This window comes from Variovorax cryoconiti (assembly GCF_051216395.1).
In the GTDB taxonomy this organism is placed as follows: Bacteria; Pseudomonadota; Gammaproteobacteria; order Burkholderiales; family Burkholderiaceae_C; genus Variovorax.
This window is the reverse complement of record NZ_JBPJZI010000002.1, coordinates 366,259-388,165: the sequence shown is the minus strand read 5'-3', so window position 1 is coordinate 388,165 and position 21,907 is coordinate 366,259. Positions and strand designations below refer to the sequence as shown.

Sequence of the window (21,907 nt, the reverse complement as noted above, 5' to 3'; positions counted from 1 at the left end):
GATTGTCGACTCAGACCGGCGGCGTCGGGGACGGCACGTCGCCGTTGCGACGTTTCACATGGGTCTCGTAGTGCAGCGCCTTGTCGCGGTACATCGCCTTGTCGGCACGCATCAGGGCGTTCTCCAGCGGCTCGCCCACTTCGCAGCTCGCGATACCGATCGCCAGGCTCAGCACGTGGCCGCTGCGGCCGGCGTAGAACTGGTTGTTGAGGTCGACCATCGACAGGATGCGCTCGCGCACCGTCTCGGCGCCACGCTCGTCGGTGGCGGGCATCAGCACGGCGAATTCGTCGCCGCCGACCCGCGCCGGCCAGGCCGGGCTCTCGACCGCCTGGCCGAGCACCTCGCCGACACGGCGCAGCAGCGCGTCGCCGGCCGCATGGCCATCCTCGTCGTTCACCTGCTTCAAGCCGTTGAGATCGATCAGCAGCACCGACACCGGCCACGGCCCCTTGCGGTTCAGGCGGTTGAGCTCCTCGGTGTAGAAGGTGCGGTTGCGCAGCTGCGTCAGCACGTCGTGCTTGCCCAGGTACTCGAGGTAGGCCTCGGCCTTCTTGCGCGCCGTGATGTCCATCAGCGACACCAGCACCATGCTCCAGTCGTGCAGATGCGCCTCGAGCACCGCGAACTGCATGTGGATGTTGACCAGCTCGCCGCTGAGCGAATAGTTGATCACCTCGCGGTGCTGCAGCGTCTTGCCGGCCCACAGGTCCTGCAGCTGTTCGGCGAAGGAGTCGCGCATCTCGTCGCGGAAGATGCGCGGGATGTTCTCGAGCAGCATGCGCCGGTCGTCGGCCGCGAACATGCGCAGCGTTTCGCGGTTGACGTCGATCACCCGGATCTCCTCGATGCAGCGGGTGACGAATTCCGGATGCACCTTGAGGAAGGTGTTGAAGTCGGTGATGCCGCGTTGGCGGATGTCGTCCAACAGCTTCTTGACCGCGCTGAAGTCTTCCACCCACAGCGACACCGGCGAATGCTCGAACAGGCCGTGCGCGTACTGCGCACTGGCCTCGCGTTCGCGCACGGCCTTCATGCGCGCCGTGATGTCGTCGAGCGACACCAGCACGCGCTCCCAAGTCGCTTCATGGCCCGGCAGGATGCGCACACGCAGCTGCACGTCGAGCCGGCGGCCGTCGAGCGTGTAGTTGACCGTGGTGTTCTCGTAGAGCAGCTTGCCCTGCCAGAGCTGGTCGAGTTCGTGGGTCATCAGCTCGGCCATGTCGCCACTGAAGATCTGGCCGAGGCCGGCGACCAGCGCCGCGTGGTCGGCCGCGCCGAAGAGGTCGAGCGTGGTCTGGTTGACCTTCAGCACCTGGATCGACGACATGCACTCGCCCACGCGCGCCGGGTCGGCCCGCAGATGGGCGATCAGGTCTTCGACGCCTTCGGCGCGCCAGCGCTCGAAGATCCGTCGCACCGCACTGAAGTCCTCCACCCACAGCGACACCGGCGCCAGATCGAACATGGACTCGAAATCGGTCAGCTGGGACATGGTTGCTTTTCTTCGGCTCAGACAGGCGCCCGCACAGCGGGGGCCTTGGGCGCACGCGTCACCCAGTTGAACAACGGCGTGGCCATCAGTGTGGTCAGGATCGCCATCAGGACCAGGATCGAGAAAAGACCCGGCTCGATCACACCGGCCTGCAGGCCGATGTTGATGATGATCAACTCCATCAACCCGCGGGCGTTCATCAGCGAACCGATCGCCATCGCGTCGCGGTTGCTCTCGCCGGACGCGCGTGCCGCGGCCCAGCAGGCGATGCCCTTGCCGCAGAACGAGGCCGCCAGGATCGCGACCGCCGCCAGCAGGATGCCCGGGTCCAGCAGCACGCCCAGGCGGGTGTTGAGGCCGGAATAGGTGAAGAACATCGGCAGCAGGAAGACCACGACGAAGGGCTGCAGCTGCGCGCGCAGCTTTTCGGTGAGCGCGCCGCGCGGCAGCACCGCACCGAGCAGGAAGCCGCCGAACACGGCGTGGATGCCGATGGCGTCCATGGCGAAGGCGCTCAGCGCGAACAGGACCAGCGCGGTGGCCAGCATGGTGGAGCTCAGGGGCGCGTCGGGCCGTACGTAGGCGGCCAGCCGCTTGAGCAAGCGCGAACCGATGAAGATCATGAAGAGCGCATAGACGATGCCGCCGCCGATCGCGGCATAGGCACCGCCCCACTGGCCGCCGAAGCTCGCCAGCACGATGGCCAGGATGCACCAGGCGGCCGCGTCGTCGACCGCACCGGCGGTGAGCGCCAGCGTGCCCAGCGAGGTGCCGGCCAGGCCGCGCTCATGGATGATGCGCGCCAGCATCGGGAAGGCCGTGATGGCAATGGCTGCGCCCAGAAACAGCGCCGCTTCGAGCGGCTTGGCCTTGGCCGAGAACAGGCCGGGGATGGTGAGCAGCCAGGGGATCAGCGCGAAGGCCAGCACGAAAGGCACGAAGATGCCGGCCGCCGACACCGCAACCGCGCTGCGGAAGCGGCTCTTGAAATGGTCGGCGCGGAATTCGGTGCCCACGAGGAACATGTACATGCCCACGCCCAGCTGCCCGCCGACATAGAGCATGCCCAGCGTCTCCTTCGGGAACAGCGCACGCTGGAGCTCCGGGAAAGCCAGGCCCAGCAGCGATGGGCCCAGCGCGACGCCGGCGATCATCTCGCCCACCACCTGCGGCTGCCCGAGCTTCTGTGCCAGGCGGCCGACAAGCTGGCAGACCGTGATGATCACGGCGATCTGCAGGAAGAAGTAGACGGAAAGTTGCGTCGTGGGCATACGGTGGGCGGGGGAATCTCTGACATTCGTTCACAAACATCCGAGAGGGATTATGTCCGTCGCCGCATTCAAGAAGCGCGCCGCAATCCGGAAGCGACGGTCGGATGGCGCAAGCGCACGCGGAGCTCCTTTTTGAGGCGCCCGTTGTCGAGGCGCCGCGATTCGCCCATGAAGCTCAGCAGCGACACGGGCAGCTGTGCCTGCGCGGCGTCGCGCGCGATGCGTGGCGGCCGTGGCACGCCGTACAGATCGGCGGCCAGGTCGATGTAGTCGCCCATCTTGAGCTCGGTGTCGTCGCTGGCGTGGAAGACACGCTGCGTGCCGCCGCGCCAGAGCGCCGCCACGCAGATGCGCGCCAGGTCGTCGGCATGGATGTGGTTGGTGTAGACGTCGTCCTCGCTGCGCAGCACCGGCGTGCCCTTGCGCAGGCGCTCGCGCGGCGTGCCGCCCGCGCGGTCGGGTGCGTAGATGCCGGGGATGCGCAGGATGCGCGTCGCCACGCCGGACCGCCCCAGCCAGCGCACGGCGCGCTCGGCGTCGACGCGCCGGTGCGCCCGCGGCGTGTGCGGGCGCACGGCGCGCGTCTCGTCGATGCGGGCGCCGCCGCAGTCGCCGTAGACGCCGCTGGTCGAACCGTAGACCAGTGCGGCCGGCAGCGAGCGCTGGTGCAGCGCCCGCACCAGCGCCGTGGTGCGCGCGTCGCGCCACCAGCCGGCACCTTCGACGTTGGCCGGCGGCGCCAGATGTAGCACCCGGTCGGCCAGGCCGGCCAGCCGGCGCAGGCTCGCAGGCGCATCCAGATCGGCCACCAGCGGCCGCACGCCGGCCGCGCGCAGGGCGGCCACGCGCTCGGGCGACGAGGTCACCGCCAGCACCTGCACCCGGCCCCGCAGCAACGACGCCGCACGCAGGCCGATGTCGCCGCAACCGACGATCAGCACGCGTTGCCGTCGGAAGCGCGCGGGCAGCGCGCCGGAAGGGTTGTGGATTGAGGGCAAAATCGAGGGCTTCCCGCTGAGACGAACCCGAAGAATACCCATGACGAGCGCACCCCCGCACGAGGCCGGCTTCCAGATCACTGTCGAGCCCAGTGGACGACAGTTCACCGCCCAGGGCGACGAAACCATCCTCGCTGCCGGCATCCGCCAGGGCATCGGCCTGCCCTACGGCTGCAAGGACGGCGCCTGCGGCTCCTGCAAGTGCCGCAAGCTCTCGGGCGAAGTCGCCCACGGGCCGCACCAGAGCAAGGCGCTGAGCGCCGAGGAAGAACTCGCCGGCTTCGTGCTGACCTGCTGCGCGAAGCCGACCAGCGACGTGATGCTCGAATCGCGCCAGGTGACCGAAGCCGGCGCCTTCCCGATCCGCAAGATGCCCTCGCGCGTGCTGGCGCTGTCCAAGCTCTCGCACGACGTGATGATGGTGCGGCTGCAGCTGCCGGCCGGCGAGCCGCTGCAGTTCCATGCCGGCCAGTACGTCGAATTCCTCCTGCGCGACGGCGCACGCCGCAGCTACTCGATGGCCAATGCACCCCACACGCTGAGCGAGCCCGGCACCGGCATCGAACTGCACATCCGCCACCTGCCCGGCGGCAAGTTCACCGATCACGTCTTCGGCGCGATGAAGGAGAAGGAAATCCTGCGCATCGAAGGGCCGTACGGCAGCTTCTTCCTGCGCGAGGACTCCGACAAGCCGATCGTGATGCTTGCCTCGGGCACCGGCTTCGCGCCGATCAAGGCGCTCATCGAGCACATGAAGTTCAAAGGCATCGACCGGCCCGCCACCGTGTACTGGGGCGGCCGCCGGCCCGAAGACCTGTACATGGACGACTGGCTGCGCACGCAGATGGCCGAGATGCCGAATCTGACCTACGTGCCGGTGGTGTCGAACGCCGTGCCCGACGACAACTGGACCGGCCGCACCGGCTTCGTCCACCGTGCCGTGCTCGAGGACTTCGCCGACCTGTCGGGCTACCAGGTGTACGCCTGCGGCGCGCCGATCGTGGTCGACTCGGCCAAGCGCGACTACGTGGCCGAGGCCGGCCTGCCGGAAGACGAGTTCTACGCGGACGCCTTCACGACGGAAGCCGACAAGGCCCTTCCCTGACCACCCTCTTTTCCTGAACGACGGACGACAACGAACAATGAAGACGAGACACTTCCTCCTGGGCACCCTGGCCGCCACCGCCCTGATCGCCATGGTCCCGGCACAGGCACAGCATCGCCCGATCCGACTGATCGTCCCCTACGCCGCCGGCGGCCCGATCGACGTCACGGCGCGCATCGTGGCCGAGCGGGTCAAGGATTCGCTGGGCACGGTGATCATCGACAACAAGCCGGGGGCCGGCGGCAACATCGGCGCCGACGCGGTGGCCAAGGCCGCACCGGACGGGCTGACCATCGGCATCGCGGCCACGGCCACGAACGCGGTCAACCCGTGGCTCTACAGCAAGATGCCCTTCAACGCGGCCACCGACTTCGCGCCCATCACGCAGATGGTCCGCGTGCCGAACGTGCTGGTGATGAACGCCGAGAGCGCCCAACGACTGAAGATCGACACGCTGCCCCAACTCATCGCCTACGCCAAGGCCAACCCCGGCAAGCTGAACTACGGCAGCGGCGGCAACGGCAGTGCCGGACACCTGGCCGGCGAGATGTTCAAGCAGCAGGCCGGCATCTTCGCGGTGCACATCCCCTACAACGGCGGCAACCCGGCCCAGCTCGCGCTGCTGTCGGGCCAGGTCGACTTCAACTTCGACAACCTGGCCACCGCGGCACCGAACATCCGCTCGGGCAAGCTCAAGGCCATTGCCGTGACGACCGCGCAGCCCAGCAGCGCCCTGCCCGGCGTGCCGGCCGTGGCCGCGACGCTCAAGGGCTTCGCCATCGACACCTGGTGGGGCCTGGTGGCGCCGGCTGGCACGCCGCCCGACGTGATCGCCAAGCTGAACCAGGCCTTCGTCGCGGCGCTGAATGCGCCGGAGACGAAGACGCGCTTCGCCACCCTGCTGGCGGAGCCGGTATCCAACACGCCCGAGCAGTTCGGCGCGTTCATGAAGAGCGAACTGGCGAAGTACGAGAAGGTGGTGAAGGCCACCGGCGCGAAGGTCGACTGACCCCCGAGGGGCTCGCGCACTTCGTGTCGCAGCGCCCTTCCCCCTTTCAGGGGGCGACACCAGCGGCCCGGCAAAGCCGGTTCCGCGGTGTCTCTGGAAAATAAAGCCGCCCGAGGGCGGTTTTTTCATTCGCCCAGATAGGCGGCACGCACCTTCGGGTCGTTGAGCATGACCTTCGCGTCGCCCGCCATGGTGATCAACCCCGACTCCATGACGTAGCCACGGTCGGCGATCTGCAGCGCGCGGCTGGCGTTCTGCTCGACCAGCAGCACGGTCACGCCCTGGTCGTAGACGTTCTTCACCACCTCGAAGATCTTGTCGACCATGATCGGCGACAGGCCCATCGAGGGTTCATCGAGCAGCAGCACCTTGGGCTGCGCCATCAGCGCGCGGCCCATGGCGAGCATCTGCTGCTCGCCGCCCGACATGGTGCCAGCGAGCTGGTCCTTGCGTTCCTTCAGGCGCGGGAAGATCGCGAACATGCGTTCGATGTCCGCCGCGATGCCGCCCTTGTCGTTGCGGATGTAGGCGCCGATCTGCAGGTTCTCGGTGATGGTCATGCGCGTGAAGACGCCGCGGCCTTCGGGCACCATCACCAGGCCTTCGCCCACCAGGTCCCACGCGCCACGGCCCTTGATGCTGCGGCCGAGGAACTGGATGTCGCCGTCGACGAAGGGCAGCGTGCCGGTGATGGCCTTCATCGTGGTCGTCTTGCCGGCGCCGTTGGAGCCGATGAGCGACACCAGTTCGCCCTCGCGCACCTCGAAGTCCACGCCCTTCACAGCCTGGATACCGCCGTAGGCGACCTTCAGGCCGGTGACTTTGAGCAGGGTCTTGCCGGTCGCGCCGGTGGATGCGGGTGCCGTGGCAGTGATCGTTTCGCTCATCTCAGTGTCCTCCGGTGCCGAGGTAAGCCTCGATCACCTTTTCGTTCTTCTGCACTTCCGCGGGCGTGCCCTCGGCGATCTGCTTGCCGTAGTCGAGCACCGTGAGGCGGTCGCACAGGCCCATCACCAGCTTCACGTCATGCTCGATCAAGAGGATGGTGCGGTTGTCCTTGCGGATCTGGCTGATGAGCTCGCGCAGCATCACCTTCTCGGTCGCATTCATGCCGGCGGCCGGCTCGTCGAGCGCGATGAGCTGCGGGTCGGTGGCCAGGGCGCGCGCGATTTCGAGCCGGCGCTGGTCGCCGTAGCTCAGCGTGCGCGCCTTGTAGTCGGCGAACTTGCCGATGCCGACGTAGTCGAGCAGTTCGTGCGCGCGATCGGCGATCGCGGCCTCTTCGGCCTTGAAGCTGCCGGTGCGCAGGATGGCCCCGATCACGCCGGAATGCGTACGCACGTGGCGCCCGACCATCACGTTCTCCAGCGCGGTCATGTCCGCAAAGAGCCGGATATTCTGGAAGGTGCGCGCGATGCCAGCCTTGGCCACTTCGTGCACCGCCGTCGGCTGGTAGGGCTTGCCGGCCAGCTCGAAGCTGCCGCTGTCGGGCGTGTAGAGCCCGGTGATCACGTTGAAGAAGGTGGTCTTGCCAGCGCCGTTGGGGCCGATCAGGCCGTAGACCTGGCCGCGCTGGATCTTGATGCCGACGTCCGACAGGGCTTGCAGCCCGCCGAAACGTTTGGAGATGCCGCGGACTTCGAGGATGGTGTCAGTCATGGTCTGGGGGTCCATCCGTTCAGGGGTTGATCGACATCGAACGCGAAGGCTTGTGCGGCACTTCGTCGGCCGGGCCGCCGACGCCCGCGGCGTCGACAGGCGTGGCGTCGCCGCGCTTGCGCTTGAGCGACTTGCCATGTTCCGGCGACGGCCACAGGCCGCGCGGGCGCACCAGCATGATCACGATCATCGCGAGCGCGATGAAGAGCTGGCGCAGGATGGACGCATCGAGCCGGCCGTCGGTCATCGACTGCAGCGGGCCGGCGATGTAGCGCAGCACTTCGGGCAGCGCGGCCAGCAGCACGGCGCCCAGGATCACGCCCGGCAAGTGGCCGATGCCGCCCAGCACCACCATCGCGACGATCATCACCGACTCCATCAGGCTGAAGGATTCGGGCGACACGAAGCTCTGGAAGGACGCGAACATCGCACCCGACACGCCGCCGAAGCTGGCACCCATGCCGAAGGCCAGGAGCTTCATGTTGCGGGTGTTGATGCCCATCGCCTTGGCGGCGATCTCGTCCTCGCGGATGGCCATCCAGGCCCGGCCGACGCGCGACAGCTGCAGACGGTGCGAGATGATCACGGTGAAGATCACCAGCGCCAGAAACAGGTAGTAGTAGAGCGACACCGAGGAGATGGTGTAGTCGCCGATCTTGTAGGGCTTGCCGAGATTGAGGCCCCAGAAGTGCACCGGATCGATGGCATCCAGCCCCTTGGGGCCGTTGGTCACGTTGTACGGATGGTCGAGCGTGTTCAGGAACACACGGATGATCTCGCCGAAGCCCAGCGTCACGATCGCCAGGTAGTCGCCACGCAGGCGCAGGGTGGGCGCGCCCAGCAGCACGCCGAACATGCCGGCCAGCACCAGCGCCAGTGGAATCACGATCAAGAGCGGCGCATGCAGCCCGTTCGGGAACATGGCCTTGATGGCCGGGAAGGTGTCGGTCAGGTGCGGCGAACCGAGCAGCGCGTACAGATACGCACCGATGGCGAAGAAGGCCACGTAGCCCAGGTCCAGCAGGCCGGCGTAGCCAACCACGATGTTCAGGCCCAGGGCCAGCAGCACGTAGAGCAGCGCGATGTCGACGATACGCACCCAGGCATTGCCCTGGGTCTGCAGCAGCAGTGGCAGGGCCAGCAGCGCGACGGCGGCGATCAGGAAGACGATGAGGTTCTTGCTTTTCATGGCGTCGTTCCCTTCAGGCTCGGTCTGCCACGCGCTCACCCAGCAGGCCGGAAGGCCGCACCGTGAGCGTCAGGATCAGGATGACAAAAGCGAAGATGTCGCTGTGCTGGCTGCCCAGCACACCGCCGGTGACGGTGCCCAGGTAGCCGGCACCGATGGCCTCGATGAGGCCCAGCAGGATGCCGCCGACCACCGCACCGGCCAGGTTGCCGATGCCGCCGAACACGGCGGCCGTGAAGGCCTTGAGGCCGGGCCCGAAGCCCATGGCGTGTTGCGCGATGCCGTAGTTTGACGCGTACATCACGCCGGCAATGGCCGCGAGCACGGCACCGATGATGAAGGTCGCCGAGATCACCATGTCGGGCCGGATGCCCATGAGCGAGGCGACCCGCGGGTTCTCGGCGGTGGCGCGCATCGCGCGGCCGAGCTTGGTGTAGTTGACCAGCCAGGTCAGAACGGCCAGCGAGATCGCCGTGACCACGAGGATCATGATCTGCGTGGGCGAGATCGAGGCGCCGCCGACCACGATCGATTCGCTCGGCAGCAGCGTGGGGTACGCCTTGTTGGTCGGCCGCCAGATGATCATGGCCAGCGTCTGCAACAGGATCGACATGCCGATCGCCGTGATGAGCGGCGCCAGCTTGGGGCTGTTGCGCAGCGGCCGGTAGGCCACCTTCTCGATCACGAAATTGAGCGTGGCCGCGACCACGCACGCGATGATCAAGGCCAGCAACAGGATCAGCCAGCCGGGTGCGCCGGGCATGGCGTCGCGCATCAGGCCGATGACCGTCCAGCTGGTCAGCGCGCCGACCATCAGGACTTCGCCGTGCGCGAAGTTGATGAGGTTGATGATGCCGTACACCATGGTGTAGCCCAAGGCTATCAAGGCGTACATGCTGCCGAGAACCAGACCGTTGATGATCTGCTGCAGCAAGATTTCCATAAAGAGTCCCTAATGTGATGGCACCTTTGCGAGGTGCTTTCGCTCCCCTGCAACGCCGGGTTGACGCTGCAGAGCCCATCTAGCAAAAAACCCGCCAGCATGTGGCGCTGGCGGATTTGTGGGCGGGATTGTAGTCAGGAGCATGCGCTGTCATGGTGCAGCCCAGCCGGGGGATTTACCCCTTGACGCGGAGCCGCTTCGATGCCGGCTCGGGGCGATGCCCTTGCCCTACTTGGCGTCGCCGTTGCGGCGCTGCAGTTCGCGCATCTTCTCGGCAATGCGAATTTCCAGGCCGCGCTCGACGGGCTGGTAGAAGCCGGGCGCGGCCATCCCGTCGGGCAGGTAGCTTTCGCCGGCGGCGAAGCCGCCCTCTTCGTCGTGCGCATAGCGGTAGCCCTTGCCGTAGTCGAGCTCCTTCATGAGCTTCGTCGGGGCATTGCGCAGGTGCATGGGGACGGGGCGCGTGCCGTCCTTCTTGATGAAGGCCTTGACCTCGTTGTAGGCCTTGTAGACGGCGTTGGACTTGGGCGCGATGGCCAGGTAGACCACGCATTCGGCCAGGGCGAGTTCGCCCTCTGGCGTGCCCAGGCGCTCGTAGACCTCGGCGGCGTCGAGGGCGAGCCGCAGCGCTCGCGGGTCGGCCAGGCCGATGTCCTCGCTGGCCATGCGCACCAGCCGGCGCGCCATGTAGCGCGGGTCGGCGCCGCCGTCGAGCATGCGCACGAACCAGTAGAGCGCGGCGTCGGGGTCGCTGCCGCGCACCGACTTGTGCAGCGCGCTGATGGTGTCGTAGAACTGCTCGCCGCCCTTGTCGTAGCGCCGCATGCGCTCGCCCAGCACGCGCAGCAGCCAGTCGTCGCCGATGCGATCGAGCTTCTCGGCGCGGGCGGCCACGGACAGCGTTTCAAGCGTGTTGAGCAGGCGGCGCGCATCGCCGTCGGCGTAGGCCACCAGGCGGTCGACCGCCGCATCGTCGATCCCCGGCACCGCGTCGATCGCCTGTGCCTTGGCGACGATCTGCTGGAGGTCGGCTTCGGTAAGCGGCTGCAGCACATAGACCGCCGCGCGCGACAGCAGCGCCGAGTTGACTTCGAAGGAAGGGTTTTCGGTGGTCGCGCCGATGAAGGTGAAGAGACCCGACTCCACGTGCGGCAGGAAGGCGTCCTGCTGACTCTTGTTGAAACGGTGCACCTCGTCGACGAAGACGATGGTGCGGCGCTGCTCCAGGCCATCGCGCGCCACGGTCGCGCGCTCGACGGCTTCGCGGATGTCCTTCACGCCGCCGAGGACGGCGCTGATGCTCAGAAACTGCGCGTCGAAGGCATCGGCCATCAGGCGGGCGATGGTGGTCTTGCCGGTGCCGGGCGGTCCCCAGAGGATGCAGGAGTGCGGCTGGCCGGATTCGAAGGCGATGCGCAGGGGCATGCCCGGGCCGAGGAGCTGCTGCTGGCCGATCACCTCGCCCAGGGTTTTCGGACGAAGGCGTTCGGCGAGAGGAGGCAGGGTGGAAATGGCCATGAGCGAGGACCATTCTCGCCGCGGCCCGCGCAGGCCTGCGGCGTGGCGGCTATTGCTTGAGCACGTCTGCGCCTGCCGGCGCCTTGAAGGCGAAGGCACCGGCGCCCAGCGCGGGGTTGACCTCGACCTTGCTGAACTTGAGCACCGAACGCTGGCCGAAGCTGTCCTGGATCTCCAGTGCCGCCAGCGCTTCGCCCTGGAAGCCGACCTGGATGCCCTGCAACTGCCCGTCCTTGGCCTTCGGCGTCGCCTTGACCCATTGCAGGCCGTCGCGTTCCGGTGCCGATTCGAGCGCGAAGTCGGCCTGCAGCGCGCGCAGGTCGGGCGCAGCCGCGATGAGGGCCGCGGGTGTCGAGCCCAGGGCCTGCGCCTGCGCGCGCTGCGTGACCTGGTTCAGGTCGGCGTCGTAGAGCCACAGCGTCTTGCCGTCGGCCACGATGGTCTGCGCGAAGGGTTTCTTGTAGTCGAACTTGAACTGGCCCGGGCGCTGGAATTCGAAGGTGCCGGTCGACACCTTCGCGCGCGCGGGCTGGCCTTCCTTGGCGGGGGCCGTGACCGTCTGCGTGAACTCGGCGCGGCCGGACTTCACGTTCTTCACGAAGGCCTCGAGGCTTTCCATGCCCGTCGCCCAGGCACTCATCGCGGCACCTGCCATGCAAAGACCCACCAACGATTTCTTCAACGACTGCATCCTGTTCCGTTCATTCGGTGCGCGCAGGCACCAAAATTTCGCGCTGGCCCGCACCGCTCATGGCGCTGACCAGCCCGGCTTTTTCCATGTCCTCGACCAGCCGCGCCGCGCGGTTGTAGCCGATCTTCAGGTGGCGTTGCACCAGCGAGATGCTGGCCTTGCGGTTCTTGAGCACGACCTCGACCGCCTGGTCGTACATCGGGTCCTTCTCGGCATCGCCACCACCGTCCCCCAGTAGATCGCCGTCGCCATCGACGGTTCCGCCTTCCAGCACGCCTTCGATGTAGTCCGGCGCGCCCTGGCTCTTGAGGTAGGCCACCACGCGGTGCACTTCCTCGTCGCTCACGAACGCACCATGTACCCGAATCGGCAAGCCCGTACCACTCGGCATGTAAAGCATGTCACCCATGCCCAGCAAGGCTTCGGCGCCCATCTGGTCGAGGATGGTCCGCGAGTCGATCTTGCTGGACACCTGGAAGGCGATGCGGGTCGGGATGTTGGCCTTGATCAGGCCGGTGATCACGTCGACGCTGGGCCGCTGCGTGGCCAGGATCAGGTGGATGCCGGCGGCGCGCGCCTTCTGCGCGAGGCGGGCGATGAGCTCTTCGATCTTCTTGCCGACGACCATCATCAGGTCGGCCAGCTCGTCGATGACCACCACGATGTGCGGTTCGCGGCGCAGCGGCTCGGGGTCGTCCGGCGTCAGGCTGAAGGGGTTGTAGATGAACTCCTCGCGCGCCTTGGCTTCGTCGATCTTGACGTTGTAGCCGGCCAGGTTGCGCACGCCCAGCTTGCTCATGAGCTTGTAGCGGCGCTCCATTTCGGCCACGCACCAGTTCAGGCCGTGCGCCGCCTGCCGCATGTCGGTGACCACCGGCGCCAAGAGGTGCGGGATGCCCTCGTAGACCGACATTTCGAGCATCTTTGGGTCGATCATCAGCAGGCGCACGTCGCGCGCCTCGGCCTTGTAGAGCAGGCTCAGGATCATCGCGTTGATACCGACCGACTTGCCCGAGCCCGTGGTGCCGGCCACCAGCACGTGGGGCATCTTGGCCAGGTCGGCCACCACCGGGTTGCCGATGATGTCCTTGCCCAGGCCCATCGTGAGGAAGGACTTGCCTTCGTTGTAGACCTGCGAGCCCAGGATTTCACTGAGCTTGATCGACTGCCGCTTGGCATTGGGCAGCTCGAGCGCCATGAAGTTCTTGCCGGGAATCGTCTCGACCACGCGGATCGACACCAGCGACAGCGAGCGCGCGAGGTCCTTGGCCAGGCCGACGATCTGCGAGCCCTTCACACCGGTCGCAGGCTCGATTTCGTAGCGGGTGATCACCGGGCCTGGCGACGCCAGCACCACACGCACCTGCACGCCAAAGTCCTTCAACTTCTTCTCGATCATGCGCGAGGTCATCTCCAGCGTGTCGCTGGAGACGGTTTCCTGGCGCAGCTGCGCGGCGTCGAGCAGGTCGACCTGTGGCAGCTTGCTGTCCGGCAGCTCACGGAACAGCGGCTTCTGGCGCTCCTTGGCGACGCGGTCGCTCTTGGGCACCTCGGCCAGCGCTGGCTCGATCTGCACCGGCGGCGGCGCTGGCGCCCGGCGCTTGGGCCGCGGTTCGGGCGGCAGCGTGTCGTCGACGAGCATCGGCTCGCTGTCGCGCTCCTCCGGGAACACGACCTCTTCGCGCTCACGTGCGGCCTGTCGGCCCAGCGCAAGGTCCTCGGCAATCTCGCGCTTTTCACGGCGCGATTCGAACAGCGAGTAGACGCGAGCGCCGATGCGCTCGGCGATATGGCTCCAGGAGAAGCGGAACACCAACGCCGAACCGATGACGCCCCCCGCGATCGCGATCAGCGCCGAGCCGGTGAAGCCCATCCACTTGACACTCAGCGGGCCGACGACATAGCCAAGGATGCCACCACCGTGACCGGGCAGCCGGAATTCGAGGCGATAAAGGCGGGACCATTCGAGCATCGCGCTGGCGCACAACAGCAGCACGAGACCGAACCAGAAGGCAAGCCGACTCCGGTTGAAGCGCCCCAGAGGTGCAGGCGCCGGTGCGCCGCTCGCTTCGCCGCCGCGCAGCCATCCGGCAAGCGACGACAGCCACACGCGCAGACCGGCCGCCAATGCCCACCAGATCGAGTAACCGCCGAGGAAGTAACTGCCATCGGCGATCCACGCCCCGATGCGACCGCCCCAGTTCTTCACCTCGCCGCCCGTGCCCGAGGTCGACCAGGCCGCATCCGACGGCGTGAAGCTGAGCATCGCGATCAGCCAGAACATCAGGGCGACGAAGCCGGCGATGAGGGTGATTTCATGTGCGAAGCGCAGGGCGCGCGTGCGCACCGGCGGATCGCCTGCGGTCGAGGACTGGAGAGTGTTCAAGGAATAGGTCATGGGCAGCGCAATGCCCCGACGGCCGAAAAAGACCGCGGGCGCATGGAGACTACAACGGAAAACGGCGCAGACAGGCGCCGGGCGTGGCGTTTGCGCAAAGGTCGGCGGGGCTGGTTGCCCACCGCGGCGTCAGGCCAGCGAGGAGAGCCGATCCTTGACCAGCATCGAGCCATCGGCTTGTGTCTGAACGAAACCGCGCTCTTCCAGGTCCTTCATCACGCGGCTGACCATCTCGCGCGACGCACCGACCATCTTGGCCAGGTCCTGGCGGGAGATCTTGTCGCGGATCTTCAGGTTGCCCTGGCCGTCGTCGACCGCGAACTCGATGAGCGAGCGTGCGACACGGCCGTAGACGTCCATCAGCGCCAGCGATTCGATCTTGCGGTCGGCGTGGCGCAGGCGCTGTACCAGGCCGCGCATGATGTTGTACGACATCGACGAGTTCTCGGGCAGGCAGCGCGAGAACGCGTCACGGTCGAGCATGAGGACGTCGGTCTGGATTTCGGTGCGGACGGTGGCCGAGTGCGGCTCGTCGTCGATCAGGCTCATCTCGCCGATGTAGTCGCCGGGCTGGAGCGTCGCAAGGATCACCTCGCGACCGCGGCTGTCGGTGCTCATCACCCGGGCGCGGCCCGTGAGGATGATGTAGAGGGCGTCGGTCTTCTTGCCCTGCTCCACGATGACCTCCGCGCGCTTGAAACGCTTTTTGACAATTGCGTCGGCAATGCTCGCGGACTGGGTGGGTGTCAGTGCGGCGAACAAGGGCACTCGGCGCAGCAATTCAAGGTTGGACAGCATCGACATTCATCAATCCCCGATAACGCACGAGTCGATCCTTCATGGATTCATACAATCGCACGTATTGAAAACGTCCCCTCCCGGAGCGGACCCGAACGGTGATACTCAGAGGCAATCACCCCTGAAAATGTACACCCTGATACACGAAAAACGACAGGTTTTCCATCTATGACGTCAACACAACACGCAAAGGTCCTGATTTTGGGCTCAGGCCCCGCCGGCTACACGGCTGCAGTCTATGCGGCGCGCGCCAATTTGCAGCCCCTGTTGATCACCGGCATGGCACAAGGGGGACAGCTCATGACGACCACCGAGGTCGACAACTGGCCCGCCGACGTGCATGGTGTCCAGGGCCCGGAACTGATGCAGCGCTTTCTGGAGCACGCCGAGCGCTTCAAGACGCAGATCGTGTTCGACCACATCAGCGAGGTCGACTTCAGCAAGCGCCCCTTCACGCTCAAGGGCGACAGCGGCACCTACACCTGCGACGCGCTCATCATCGCCACCGGCGCCTCGGCCAAGTACCTCGGGCTCGACTCCGAGCAGCATTTCATGGGCCGCGGGGTCTCGGGCTGCGCCACCTGCGACGGCTTCTTCTACCGGGAGCAGGAAGTCTGCGTCATCGGCGGCGGCAACACGGCGGTCGAAGAAGCCCTCTACCTGTCCAACATCGCCAGCAAGGTCACGCTGGTGCATCGGCGCGACAAGTTCAAGGCCGAGCCGATCCTCGTGGACAAGCTCAACGAGAAGGTGGCCGAAGGCAAGATCGTGCTGAAGACGCACAAGGTGCTGGACGAAGTGCTGGGCGACGACTCGGGCGTGACCGGCATCCGCCTGAAAAGCACGGAAGGCGATGCCACCGAGCAGATCGATCTGAAGGGCTGCTTCATCGCCATCGGGCACCATCCGAACACGGACATCTTCCAGGGTCAGCTGGAGATGAAGGGCGGCTACATCTTGACGAAATCGGGGCTCCAGGGCTTCGCGACGATGACGAGCGTCCCAGGCGTTTTCGCGGCAGGCGACGTGCAGGACAACATCTACCGCCAAGCCATCACGAGCGCCGGTACCGGCTGCATGGCCGCCCTCGACGCCCAACGCTTCCTCGAGCAGGAATAACGCCGTCCGTCGGCCGTCCGTCGTGCCACCCTCCGCCAAGCGGTGGCGCGAGAGGCGTTGAGGCTATAATCCAAGGCTTTGCCGAAATCGCCGCCTTTTCGAGGCCGACCGGCAGCCGGGGTACCGCCACCCGTTTCTGGCGAGGTCAAGCTGCAAAACATCCCGCGACGCCCTGTCGCAGAAGCCCTCGAGGAATGCCGATGGGCTCAACGGATGCCAGCTGTTTATGAAAGAGTGTCCACATGGCACGCGTATGTGACGTCACGGGCAAGGGCCCGATGGTCGGGAACAATGTTTCCCACGCCAACAACAAAACCAAGCGCCGGTTCCTGCCGAACCTGCAATACCGTCGTTTCTGGGTCGAGACCGAAAACCGCTGGGTTCGCCTGCGTGTTTCGAGCGCTGCACTGCGCCTGATCGACAAGAACGGCATCGATGCCGTGCTCGCAGACCTGCGCGCACGCGGCCAAGCTTAAGGAACACCATCATGGCAACGAGCAAAGGCGGACGCGAGAAGATCAAGCTGGAATCCACCGCGGGTACCGGCCATTTCTACACGACCAGCAAGAACAAGAAGACGATGCCTGAAAAGATGTCGATCATGAAGTTCGACCCGAAGGCGCGCAAGCACGTCGAATACAAGGAAATCAAGCTGAAGTAATTCAGCGCGATGCCCCGAAAAAGCCTGCTGGTTCAGCAGGCTTTTTTATTGCGCGGATGGGAGCGGCACCTGTGGTCCTGAAGTTTGCAAAGGCTACGTCCATAAAAAAACCGACCCTTGGGTCGGTTTTTTTGGGCGCCGGCTGAAGCCGATACAACGTATCAGGCGCGGGCCGCCCGGAGGCGCGTCGAGAATTCGCGCAGACCGGCGATGCCGCTCTCTTCGGCGCGACGACACCAGGCCGCCAGGTCGGATGCCAGCTGCTCGCGGGAATGCGAGGTGTTGAGCCACAGCTGACGCAACTCTTCGCGCATGGTCACCATCTTGTCGAGCACCGGATGCGCCTCGCGCGCTTTCACGAGGTCGGTGCGCACCGCGGCAGGCACCTTGTCGTCGTCGCGGTGCAGCCAGCGCTTGGCCGCCTTCAGAACCGACAGGTCGGCGCCCTTGGCCTTCAACATGTCCAGTTCGTGGCGGGTGGTCCGACGCATTTCGCGAGCGTAGCCGGCCATCACTTCGTAGCGGTTGGCGATCAACGCCTCGAGCGTCTTTTCGTCTGCCACGGGCTTCACGTCGCCCATCAGCAGCTTCGGCGGCAGCTTCTTGACCTTGGCCCAGCCGATTCTCTGCATCAGGCTGATGTAGACCCAGCCGATGTCGAACTCGTACTTCTTGACCGAGAACTTGGCCGAGGTCGGGTACGTGTGGTGGTTGTTGTGCAACTCCTCACCGCCAATGATGATGCCCCAGGGGATCAGGTTGGTGCTGGCGTCGGTCGCCTCGAAGTTGCGGTAACCCCAGAAGTGACCGATGCCATTGACCACGCCGGCCGCCCAGAACGGGATCCAGAGCATCTGCACGGCCCACACGGCGGCACCCGCAGCGCCGAACAGCGCCAGGTTGATCACCAGCATCAGGCCCACGCCCTGCCAGCTGAAGCGCGAATACAGATTGCGCTCGATCCAGTCGTTCGGTGTGCCGTGACCGAAGCGATCGATCGTGTCCTTGTTCTTCGACTCCTTGCGGTACAGCTCGGCGCCGCGCCACATGACTTCGTCGATGCCCTTGACCTGCGGGCTGTGCGGGTCCTCTTCGGTCTCGCACTTGGCGTGGTGCTTGCGGTGGATGGCGACCCATTCCTTGGTCACCATGCCCGTGCCCAGCCACAGCCAGAAGCGGAAGAAATGCGACGGGATCGGGCCCAGGTCCATGGCCCGGTGCGTCTGCGTGCGGTGCAGGAAGATCGTGACCGCAGCGATCGTGATGTGCGTGGTGACGAGCGTGTACAGCACGATTTCCCACCATGCGATGTTCCACAAGCCGTGTCCGAGCCAGTCGATGGCCGCGCTCAGAACGGCCGAGTCAGGAAGCAACATTGAGTTCGGTACTCCATGGCCGCACGAAGGTGCAGCCTTCAGGTAACCCGCAATTTTAAGGCCGCCCCCTTCGAAAGAGGGCTAAATCCTTGATGAGACAGGCGTTTTCCCTGAGATTGGAGTCCTCCGCCTACTTCCGGTTCCACACAGCGGCGAAGAAACCATCCGTGGCATGCCGGTGCGGCCAGAGGCGCAGATAGCGCGCCCCTTCACCGCCGGCGCACAGCCCCTCGGCGCCCTCCACTTTCAGGCCCGTCAGCAAGAGGCCGGCATCCTGCAATTCGAAGTCGGGGTTCGCTGCCGAGAAAGCTTCAGCGATCGCCTCGTTTTCCTCCGGCAGCACGCTGCAGGTGGCGTAGACCAGCCGACCGCCGCTTTTCACCAGCCGCGCCGCGCTCTGCAGGATGGCCGTCTGCTTCGCGGTCAGTTCCTCGACCGACTTCGGCGACTGGCGCCATTTCAAGTCGGGGTTGCGCCGCAGCGTGCCCAGGCCCGAGCACGGCGCGTCGACGAGCACCCGGTCGATCTTGCCGGCCAGCCGCTTGACGCGGTCGTCGCGCTCATGGGCGATCGCCGCCGGGTGCACGTTCGACAGCTTGCTGCGCGCCAGCCGCGGCTTGAGCGCATCGAGCCGGTGCGCCGAGGTGTCGAAGGCGTAGAGCCGCCCGGTGCTGCGCATCGTGGCGCCGATGGCCAGCGTCTTGCCGCCCGCGCCGGCGCAGAAGTCGACCACCATCTCGCCGCGCTTGGCGTCCAGCAGCAGGGCCAGCAGTTGGGAGCCTTCGTCCTGCACCTCGATGGCGCCGCGCGTGAAGGCGTCGAGCTTGGTCAGCGCCGGCTTGCCGTCGATGCGCAGCCCCCAGGGCGAAAACGGCGTCGGCACCGCCTTGATCGACACCTTTCCGAGTTCCTTCTGGACGTCGGCGCGCTTGTCGTGCAGTGCGTTCACTCGCAGGTCCAGCGGCGCCGGCTGCTGCAGGCTCTCGGCCAGCGCCCAGAATTCGTCGCCCAATTGCGCCTTCAGCGGCGCCACGAGCCACTCGGGCAGGTTGTGGCGGTGGCGCTCCAGCAAGTCGTCCGGCCGCACGGCGTCGCAGTTGTCGAGCCAGCGCTTTTCCACGTCGTTGAGGGCGCTCTTGAGGAAATCGCGCGGGCCGTAAAAGCCCAGGATCGCCATGCGCCGCTCCTTCGAGCCCGTGCCCGAGGGCGACAGGTGGTCGAACAGCAGCTTCTTGCGCAGCACGGTGTAGACGGTCTCGGCCAGGGTTGCGCGCTCGCGCGGGCCGAGCTCGCGGTGGTCGCGAAAGAAACGGGAAACGACCTGATCGGCCGGGTGATCGAACTTCAAGACGAGGCCGACCAGATCGGCGCAGGCCTCCAACAAAACTTTGGGGTGCATGCCCCGATTGTCTCAGCCGCGCCCGCGATGCCCGGCGCGAGAATGCCGATCACCTTTTTCCCAGCTTTTCCTCGCACCCGGCCCATGAACGACGACGACCTGCCTCCCCTCATCGACACCCCGCCCGGCCTGTACCGCCACTACAAGGGCGGCGAGTACGAAGTCGTCGGCACCGTGCGGCACAGCGAGACGCTGGAGCCAATGACGCTCTACCGCGCGCTCTACGGCCAGCGCGGCCTGTGGGTGCGCCCGGCCGCCATGTTTCTGGAAACGGTCGACATCGACGGCGTGGTGCAGCCGCGTTTTCGCAAGATCTGACGCGACCGGAATCGCTCGATCAGCCGCGGCGCAGCCAGCCTTCGATCGCCCGGGGATAGAGCCGGTGCTCCTGCGTCAGCACGCGCTCGGCCAGCGTGGCCGGCGTATCGCCGGCCAGCACCGGCACCACCGCCTGGTCGAGGATCGGCCCGTGGTCGAGCGCGACCGTGACCTGGTGCACCGTGGCGCCGGCGATGCGGCAGCCCGCCTCGATCGCCCGCTGGTGCGTGTTCAACCCAGGAAAGGCCGGCAACAGCGAGGGGTGGATGTTGATCAGGCGCCCCGCATAGCGTTCGACGAAGCCGGGCGTCAGGATGCGCATGAAGCCGGCCAGCACGACCAGCGCCGGCGCATGCGGCTCGATGGCCGCGGCCAGCGCCGCATCGAAGGCCTCGCGGGTCGCGAAGTCCTTGTGCGAGATGGCCGCGGTGGCGATGCCGTGCTCGCGCGCGAAGGCCAGGCCGGCCGCCTCGGGGCGGTTGCTCAGCACGGCGGCGACACGCGCATCGAAACGCTGGGCCCACCGCCCCTGTTCCGCGGCGCGCACGATGGCCGCCATGTTGGAGCCTTCGCCGGAGATCAGGATGACGATGTTCTTCATGGGAGGCGGGATTATCCGCGGGCCGCGACGCCCCGAATTCGCCCCGGCAAGGTCGGCGCCATGTCGCAGCGCAGACACCTCTGTCGCGCACGACCGTGCTAAAAAGTCGGTCTCCGGAGACACGTCGCTCCTTTTCTTTTTCGTCGCGGCGACGGACCAACACAGCGAGGCACGCATGGATTTGAGCTTCACACCCGAGGAACAGACCTTCCGCGAAGAGATTCGCGCCTGGGTCAAGGACAACCTCCCCACCGAGATTTCCCACAAGGTGCACAACGCGCTCGAACTGACGCGCGACGATCTGCAGAACTGGGCCAAGATCCTCGGCAAGAAGGGCTGGCTGGGCTATGGCTGGCCCAAGGAATTCGGCGGCCCCGGCTGGACCGCCGTGCAGCGCCATCTCTTCGAGGAAGAAACCGCTCTCGCCGGCGCCCCGCGCATCGTGCCCTTCGGGCCGGTGATGGTCGCGCCGGTGATCCAGGCCTTCGGCTCACCCGAGCAGCACCAGCGCTTCCTCCCCGGCATCGCCAGCGGTGAAGTGTGGTGGAGCCAGGGCTACAGCGAGCCGGGCTCGGGCTCCGACCTGGCGTCGCTCAAGACCAAGGCCGAGCGCCGCGGCGACAAGTACATCGTCAATGGCCAGAAGACCTGGACCACGCTCGGCCAGTACGGCGACTGGATGTTCAACCTCGTACGCACCAGCAGCGAAGGCAAGCCGCAGACCGGCATCAGCTTCCTGCTGCTCGACATGAAATCGCCCGGCGTCACCGTGCGCCCGATCAAGCTGCTCGACGGCAGCGTCGAGGTCAACGAAGTCTGGTTCGACAACGTCGAGGTGCCCGCCGAGAACCTGATCGGCGAGGAGAACAAGGGCTGGACCTACGCCAAGCACCTGCTCTCGCACGAGCGCACCAACATCGCCGACGTGAACCGCGCCAAGCGCGAGCTCGAACGCCTCAAGCGCATCGCCAAGACCGAGGGCCTGTGGGACGACACGCGCTTCCGCGACGAGATCGCCAAGCTCGAAGTCGACGTGGTCGCGCTGGAGATGCTGGTGCTGCGGGTGCTGTCGGCCGCCAGCTCGGGCAAGAACTCGCTCGACATCGCCGGCCTGCTCAAGATCAAGGGCAGCGAGATCCAGCAGCGCTACACCGAGCTGATGATGCTGGCCGGCGGCGCCTACGCGCTGCCGCTGATCCGCGAGGCGATGCACGCCGGCTGGCAAGGCGACTACCCCGGCGGCCACGTCGGCCTGGCGCCGCTCGCATCCAACTACTTCAACATGCGCAAGACCACCATCTACGGTGGTTCCAACGAAGTGCAACGCAACATCGTCGCCCAGACGGTGCTCGGCTGAGG

21 protein-coding genes are annotated in these 21,907 nt (G+C 66.3%); 7 read left to right on the top strand and 14 right to left on the bottom strand.

The window, feature by feature from the left end:
- Positions 1-10: 10 nt before the first annotated feature.
- The 3 genes from ACSFA2_RS06580 to ACSFA2_RS06570 form a co-directional block, all read right to left on the bottom strand.
- Positions 11-1,495: a sensor domain-containing diguanylate cyclase gene (locus ACSFA2_RS06580; protein ID WP_435454515.1), complete on the bottom strand. Its 1,485-nt coding sequence runs from the start codon at positions 1,493-1,495 to the stop codon at positions 11-13.
- A 17-nt stretch (positions 1,496-1,512) separates the two neighbouring features.
- Positions 1,513-2,766 carry a cation:proton antiporter gene (locus tag ACSFA2_RS06575; RefSeq protein WP_435454514.1) on the bottom strand — a complete coding sequence of 418 codons (1,254 nt, stop codon included), beginning with the start codon at positions 2,764-2,766 and terminating at the stop codon, positions 1,513-1,515.
- A 68-nt stretch (positions 2,767-2,834) separates the two neighbouring features.
- Complete coding sequence (locus tag ACSFA2_RS06570; protein WP_435454513.1) at positions 2,835-3,764, bottom strand: SDR family oxidoreductase; 930 nt, start codon at positions 3,762-3,764, stop codon at positions 2,835-2,837.
- 40 nt (positions 3,765-3,804) lie between these two features.
- On the opposite strand from ACSFA2_RS06570, the gene ACSFA2_RS06565 reads away from it, so the two are divergent.
- Both ACSFA2_RS06565 and ACSFA2_RS06560 read left to right on the top strand, forming a co-directional pair.
- Complete coding sequence (locus ACSFA2_RS06565; RefSeq protein ID WP_435454512.1) at positions 3,805-4,869, top strand: CDP-6-deoxy-delta-3,4-glucoseen reductase; 1,065 nt, start codon at positions 3,805-3,807, stop codon at positions 4,867-4,869.
- A 37-nt stretch (positions 4,870-4,906) separates the two neighbouring features.
- Positions 4,907-5,878, top strand: a complete 972-nt coding sequence (locus ACSFA2_RS06560; protein ID WP_435454511.1) for a Bug family tripartite tricarboxylate transporter substrate binding protein — start codon at positions 4,907-4,909, stop codon at positions 5,876-5,878.
- 125 nt (positions 5,879-6,003) lie between these two features.
- Here ACSFA2_RS06560 and ACSFA2_RS06555 read toward each other — a convergent pair whose 3' ends face one another.
- The 8 genes from ACSFA2_RS06555 to ACSFA2_RS06520 all read right to left on the bottom strand — a co-directional run bounded on the left by ACSFA2_RS06555 (position 6,004) and on the right by ACSFA2_RS06520 (position 15,080).
- The gene (locus tag ACSFA2_RS06555; protein ID WP_435454510.1) at positions 6,004-6,765 is read right to left on the bottom strand and encodes an ABC transporter ATP-binding protein; all 762 of its coding nucleotides are present in this window, start codon (positions 6,763-6,765) and stop codon (positions 6,004-6,006) included.
- A 1-nt stretch (position 6,766) separates the two neighbouring features.
- Positions 6,767-7,537, bottom strand: coding sequence for an ABC transporter ATP-binding protein (locus tag ACSFA2_RS06550; protein WP_286648974.1), 771 nt, complete (start codon positions 7,535-7,537; stop codon positions 6,767-6,769).
- A 19-nt stretch (positions 7,538-7,556) separates the two neighbouring features.
- Entirely contained in the window at positions 7,557-8,726 is a 1,170-nt protein-coding gene (locus ACSFA2_RS06545) for a branched-chain amino acid ABC transporter permease (protein ID WP_435454509.1), read from the bottom strand.
- A gap of 13 nt (positions 8,727-8,739) precedes the next feature.
- Complete coding sequence (locus ACSFA2_RS06540) at positions 8,740-9,669, bottom strand: branched-chain amino acid ABC transporter permease (RefSeq protein ID WP_435454508.1); 930 nt, start codon at positions 9,667-9,669, stop codon at positions 8,740-8,742.
- Between the two features lie 228 nt (positions 9,670-9,897).
- Positions 9,898-11,187 (bottom strand): replication-associated recombination protein A, encoded by a 1,290-nt coding sequence (locus ACSFA2_RS06535; RefSeq protein ID WP_435454507.1) that lies wholly within the window; start codon positions 11,185-11,187, stop codon positions 9,898-9,900.
- Positions 11,188-11,236: 49 nt separating this feature from the next.
- Positions 11,237-11,878: an outer membrane lipoprotein periplasmic chaperone LolA gene (gene lolA / locus ACSFA2_RS06530; protein ID WP_475545392.1), complete on the bottom strand. Its 642-nt coding sequence runs from the start codon at positions 11,876-11,878 to the stop codon at positions 11,237-11,239.
- A gap of 10 nt (positions 11,879-11,888) precedes the next feature.
- Positions 11,889-14,276: a DNA translocase FtsK gene (locus tag ACSFA2_RS06525; RefSeq protein WP_435454506.1), complete on the bottom strand. Its 2,388-nt coding sequence runs from the start codon at positions 14,274-14,276 to the stop codon at positions 11,889-11,891.
- A gap of 129 nt (positions 14,277-14,405) precedes the next feature.
- Positions 14,406-15,080, bottom strand: a complete 675-nt coding sequence (locus tag ACSFA2_RS06520) for a Crp/Fnr family transcriptional regulator (protein WP_435454505.1) — start codon at positions 15,078-15,080, stop codon at positions 14,406-14,408.
- A 162-nt stretch (positions 15,081-15,242) separates the two neighbouring features.
- On the opposite strand from ACSFA2_RS06520, the gene trxB reads away from it, so the two are divergent.
- The 3 genes from trxB to rpmG all read left to right on the top strand — a co-directional run bounded on the left by trxB (position 15,243) and on the right by rpmG (position 16,854).
- Positions 15,243-16,193, top strand: coding sequence for a thioredoxin-disulfide reductase (gene trxB / locus ACSFA2_RS06515; protein WP_435454504.1), 951 nt, complete (start codon positions 15,243-15,245; stop codon positions 16,191-16,193).
- A gap of 242 nt (positions 16,194-16,435) precedes the next feature.
- The gene (gene rpmB / locus ACSFA2_RS06510; protein WP_007830293.1) at positions 16,436-16,669 is read left to right on the top strand and encodes a 50S ribosomal protein L28; all 234 of its coding nucleotides are present in this window, start codon (positions 16,436-16,438) and stop codon (positions 16,667-16,669) included.
- An 11-nt stretch (positions 16,670-16,680) separates the two neighbouring features.
- Positions 16,681-16,854, top strand: coding sequence for a 50S ribosomal protein L33 (gene rpmG, locus ACSFA2_RS06505; RefSeq protein ID WP_007830291.1), 174 nt, complete (start codon positions 16,681-16,683; stop codon positions 16,852-16,854).
- Between the two features lie 161 nt (positions 16,855-17,015).
- Here rpmG and ACSFA2_RS06500 read toward each other — a convergent pair whose 3' ends face one another.
- Positions 17,016-18,230 (bottom strand): DesA family fatty acid desaturase, encoded by a 1,215-nt coding sequence (locus ACSFA2_RS06500; RefSeq protein ID WP_435454503.1) that lies wholly within the window; start codon positions 18,228-18,230, stop codon positions 17,016-17,018.
- Positions 18,231-18,360: 130 nt separating this feature from the next.
- Positions 18,361-19,629, bottom strand: a complete 1,269-nt coding sequence (locus ACSFA2_RS06495) for an RsmB/NOP family class I SAM-dependent RNA methyltransferase (protein ID WP_435454502.1) — start codon at positions 19,627-19,629, stop codon at positions 18,361-18,363.
- Between the two features lie 84 nt (positions 19,630-19,713).
- On the opposite strand from ACSFA2_RS06495, the gene ACSFA2_RS06490 reads away from it, so the two are divergent.
- Positions 19,714-19,947: a DUF1653 domain-containing protein gene (locus ACSFA2_RS06490; RefSeq protein ID WP_435454501.1), complete on the top strand. Its 234-nt coding sequence runs from the start codon at positions 19,714-19,716 to the stop codon at positions 19,945-19,947.
- Between the two features lie 19 nt (positions 19,948-19,966).
- Here ACSFA2_RS06490 and purN read toward each other — a convergent pair whose 3' ends face one another.
- Entirely contained in the window at positions 19,967-20,548 is a 582-nt protein-coding gene (gene purN, locus ACSFA2_RS06485) for a phosphoribosylglycinamide formyltransferase (protein ID WP_435454500.1), read from the bottom strand.
- A 175-nt stretch (positions 20,549-20,723) separates the two neighbouring features.
- Between purN and ACSFA2_RS06480 the strand changes: the two genes are divergently transcribed.
- Entirely contained in the window at positions 20,724-21,905 is a 1,182-nt protein-coding gene (locus ACSFA2_RS06480) for an acyl-CoA dehydrogenase family protein (protein WP_435454499.1), read from the top strand.
- Positions 21,906-21,907: the final 2 nt, after the last annotated feature.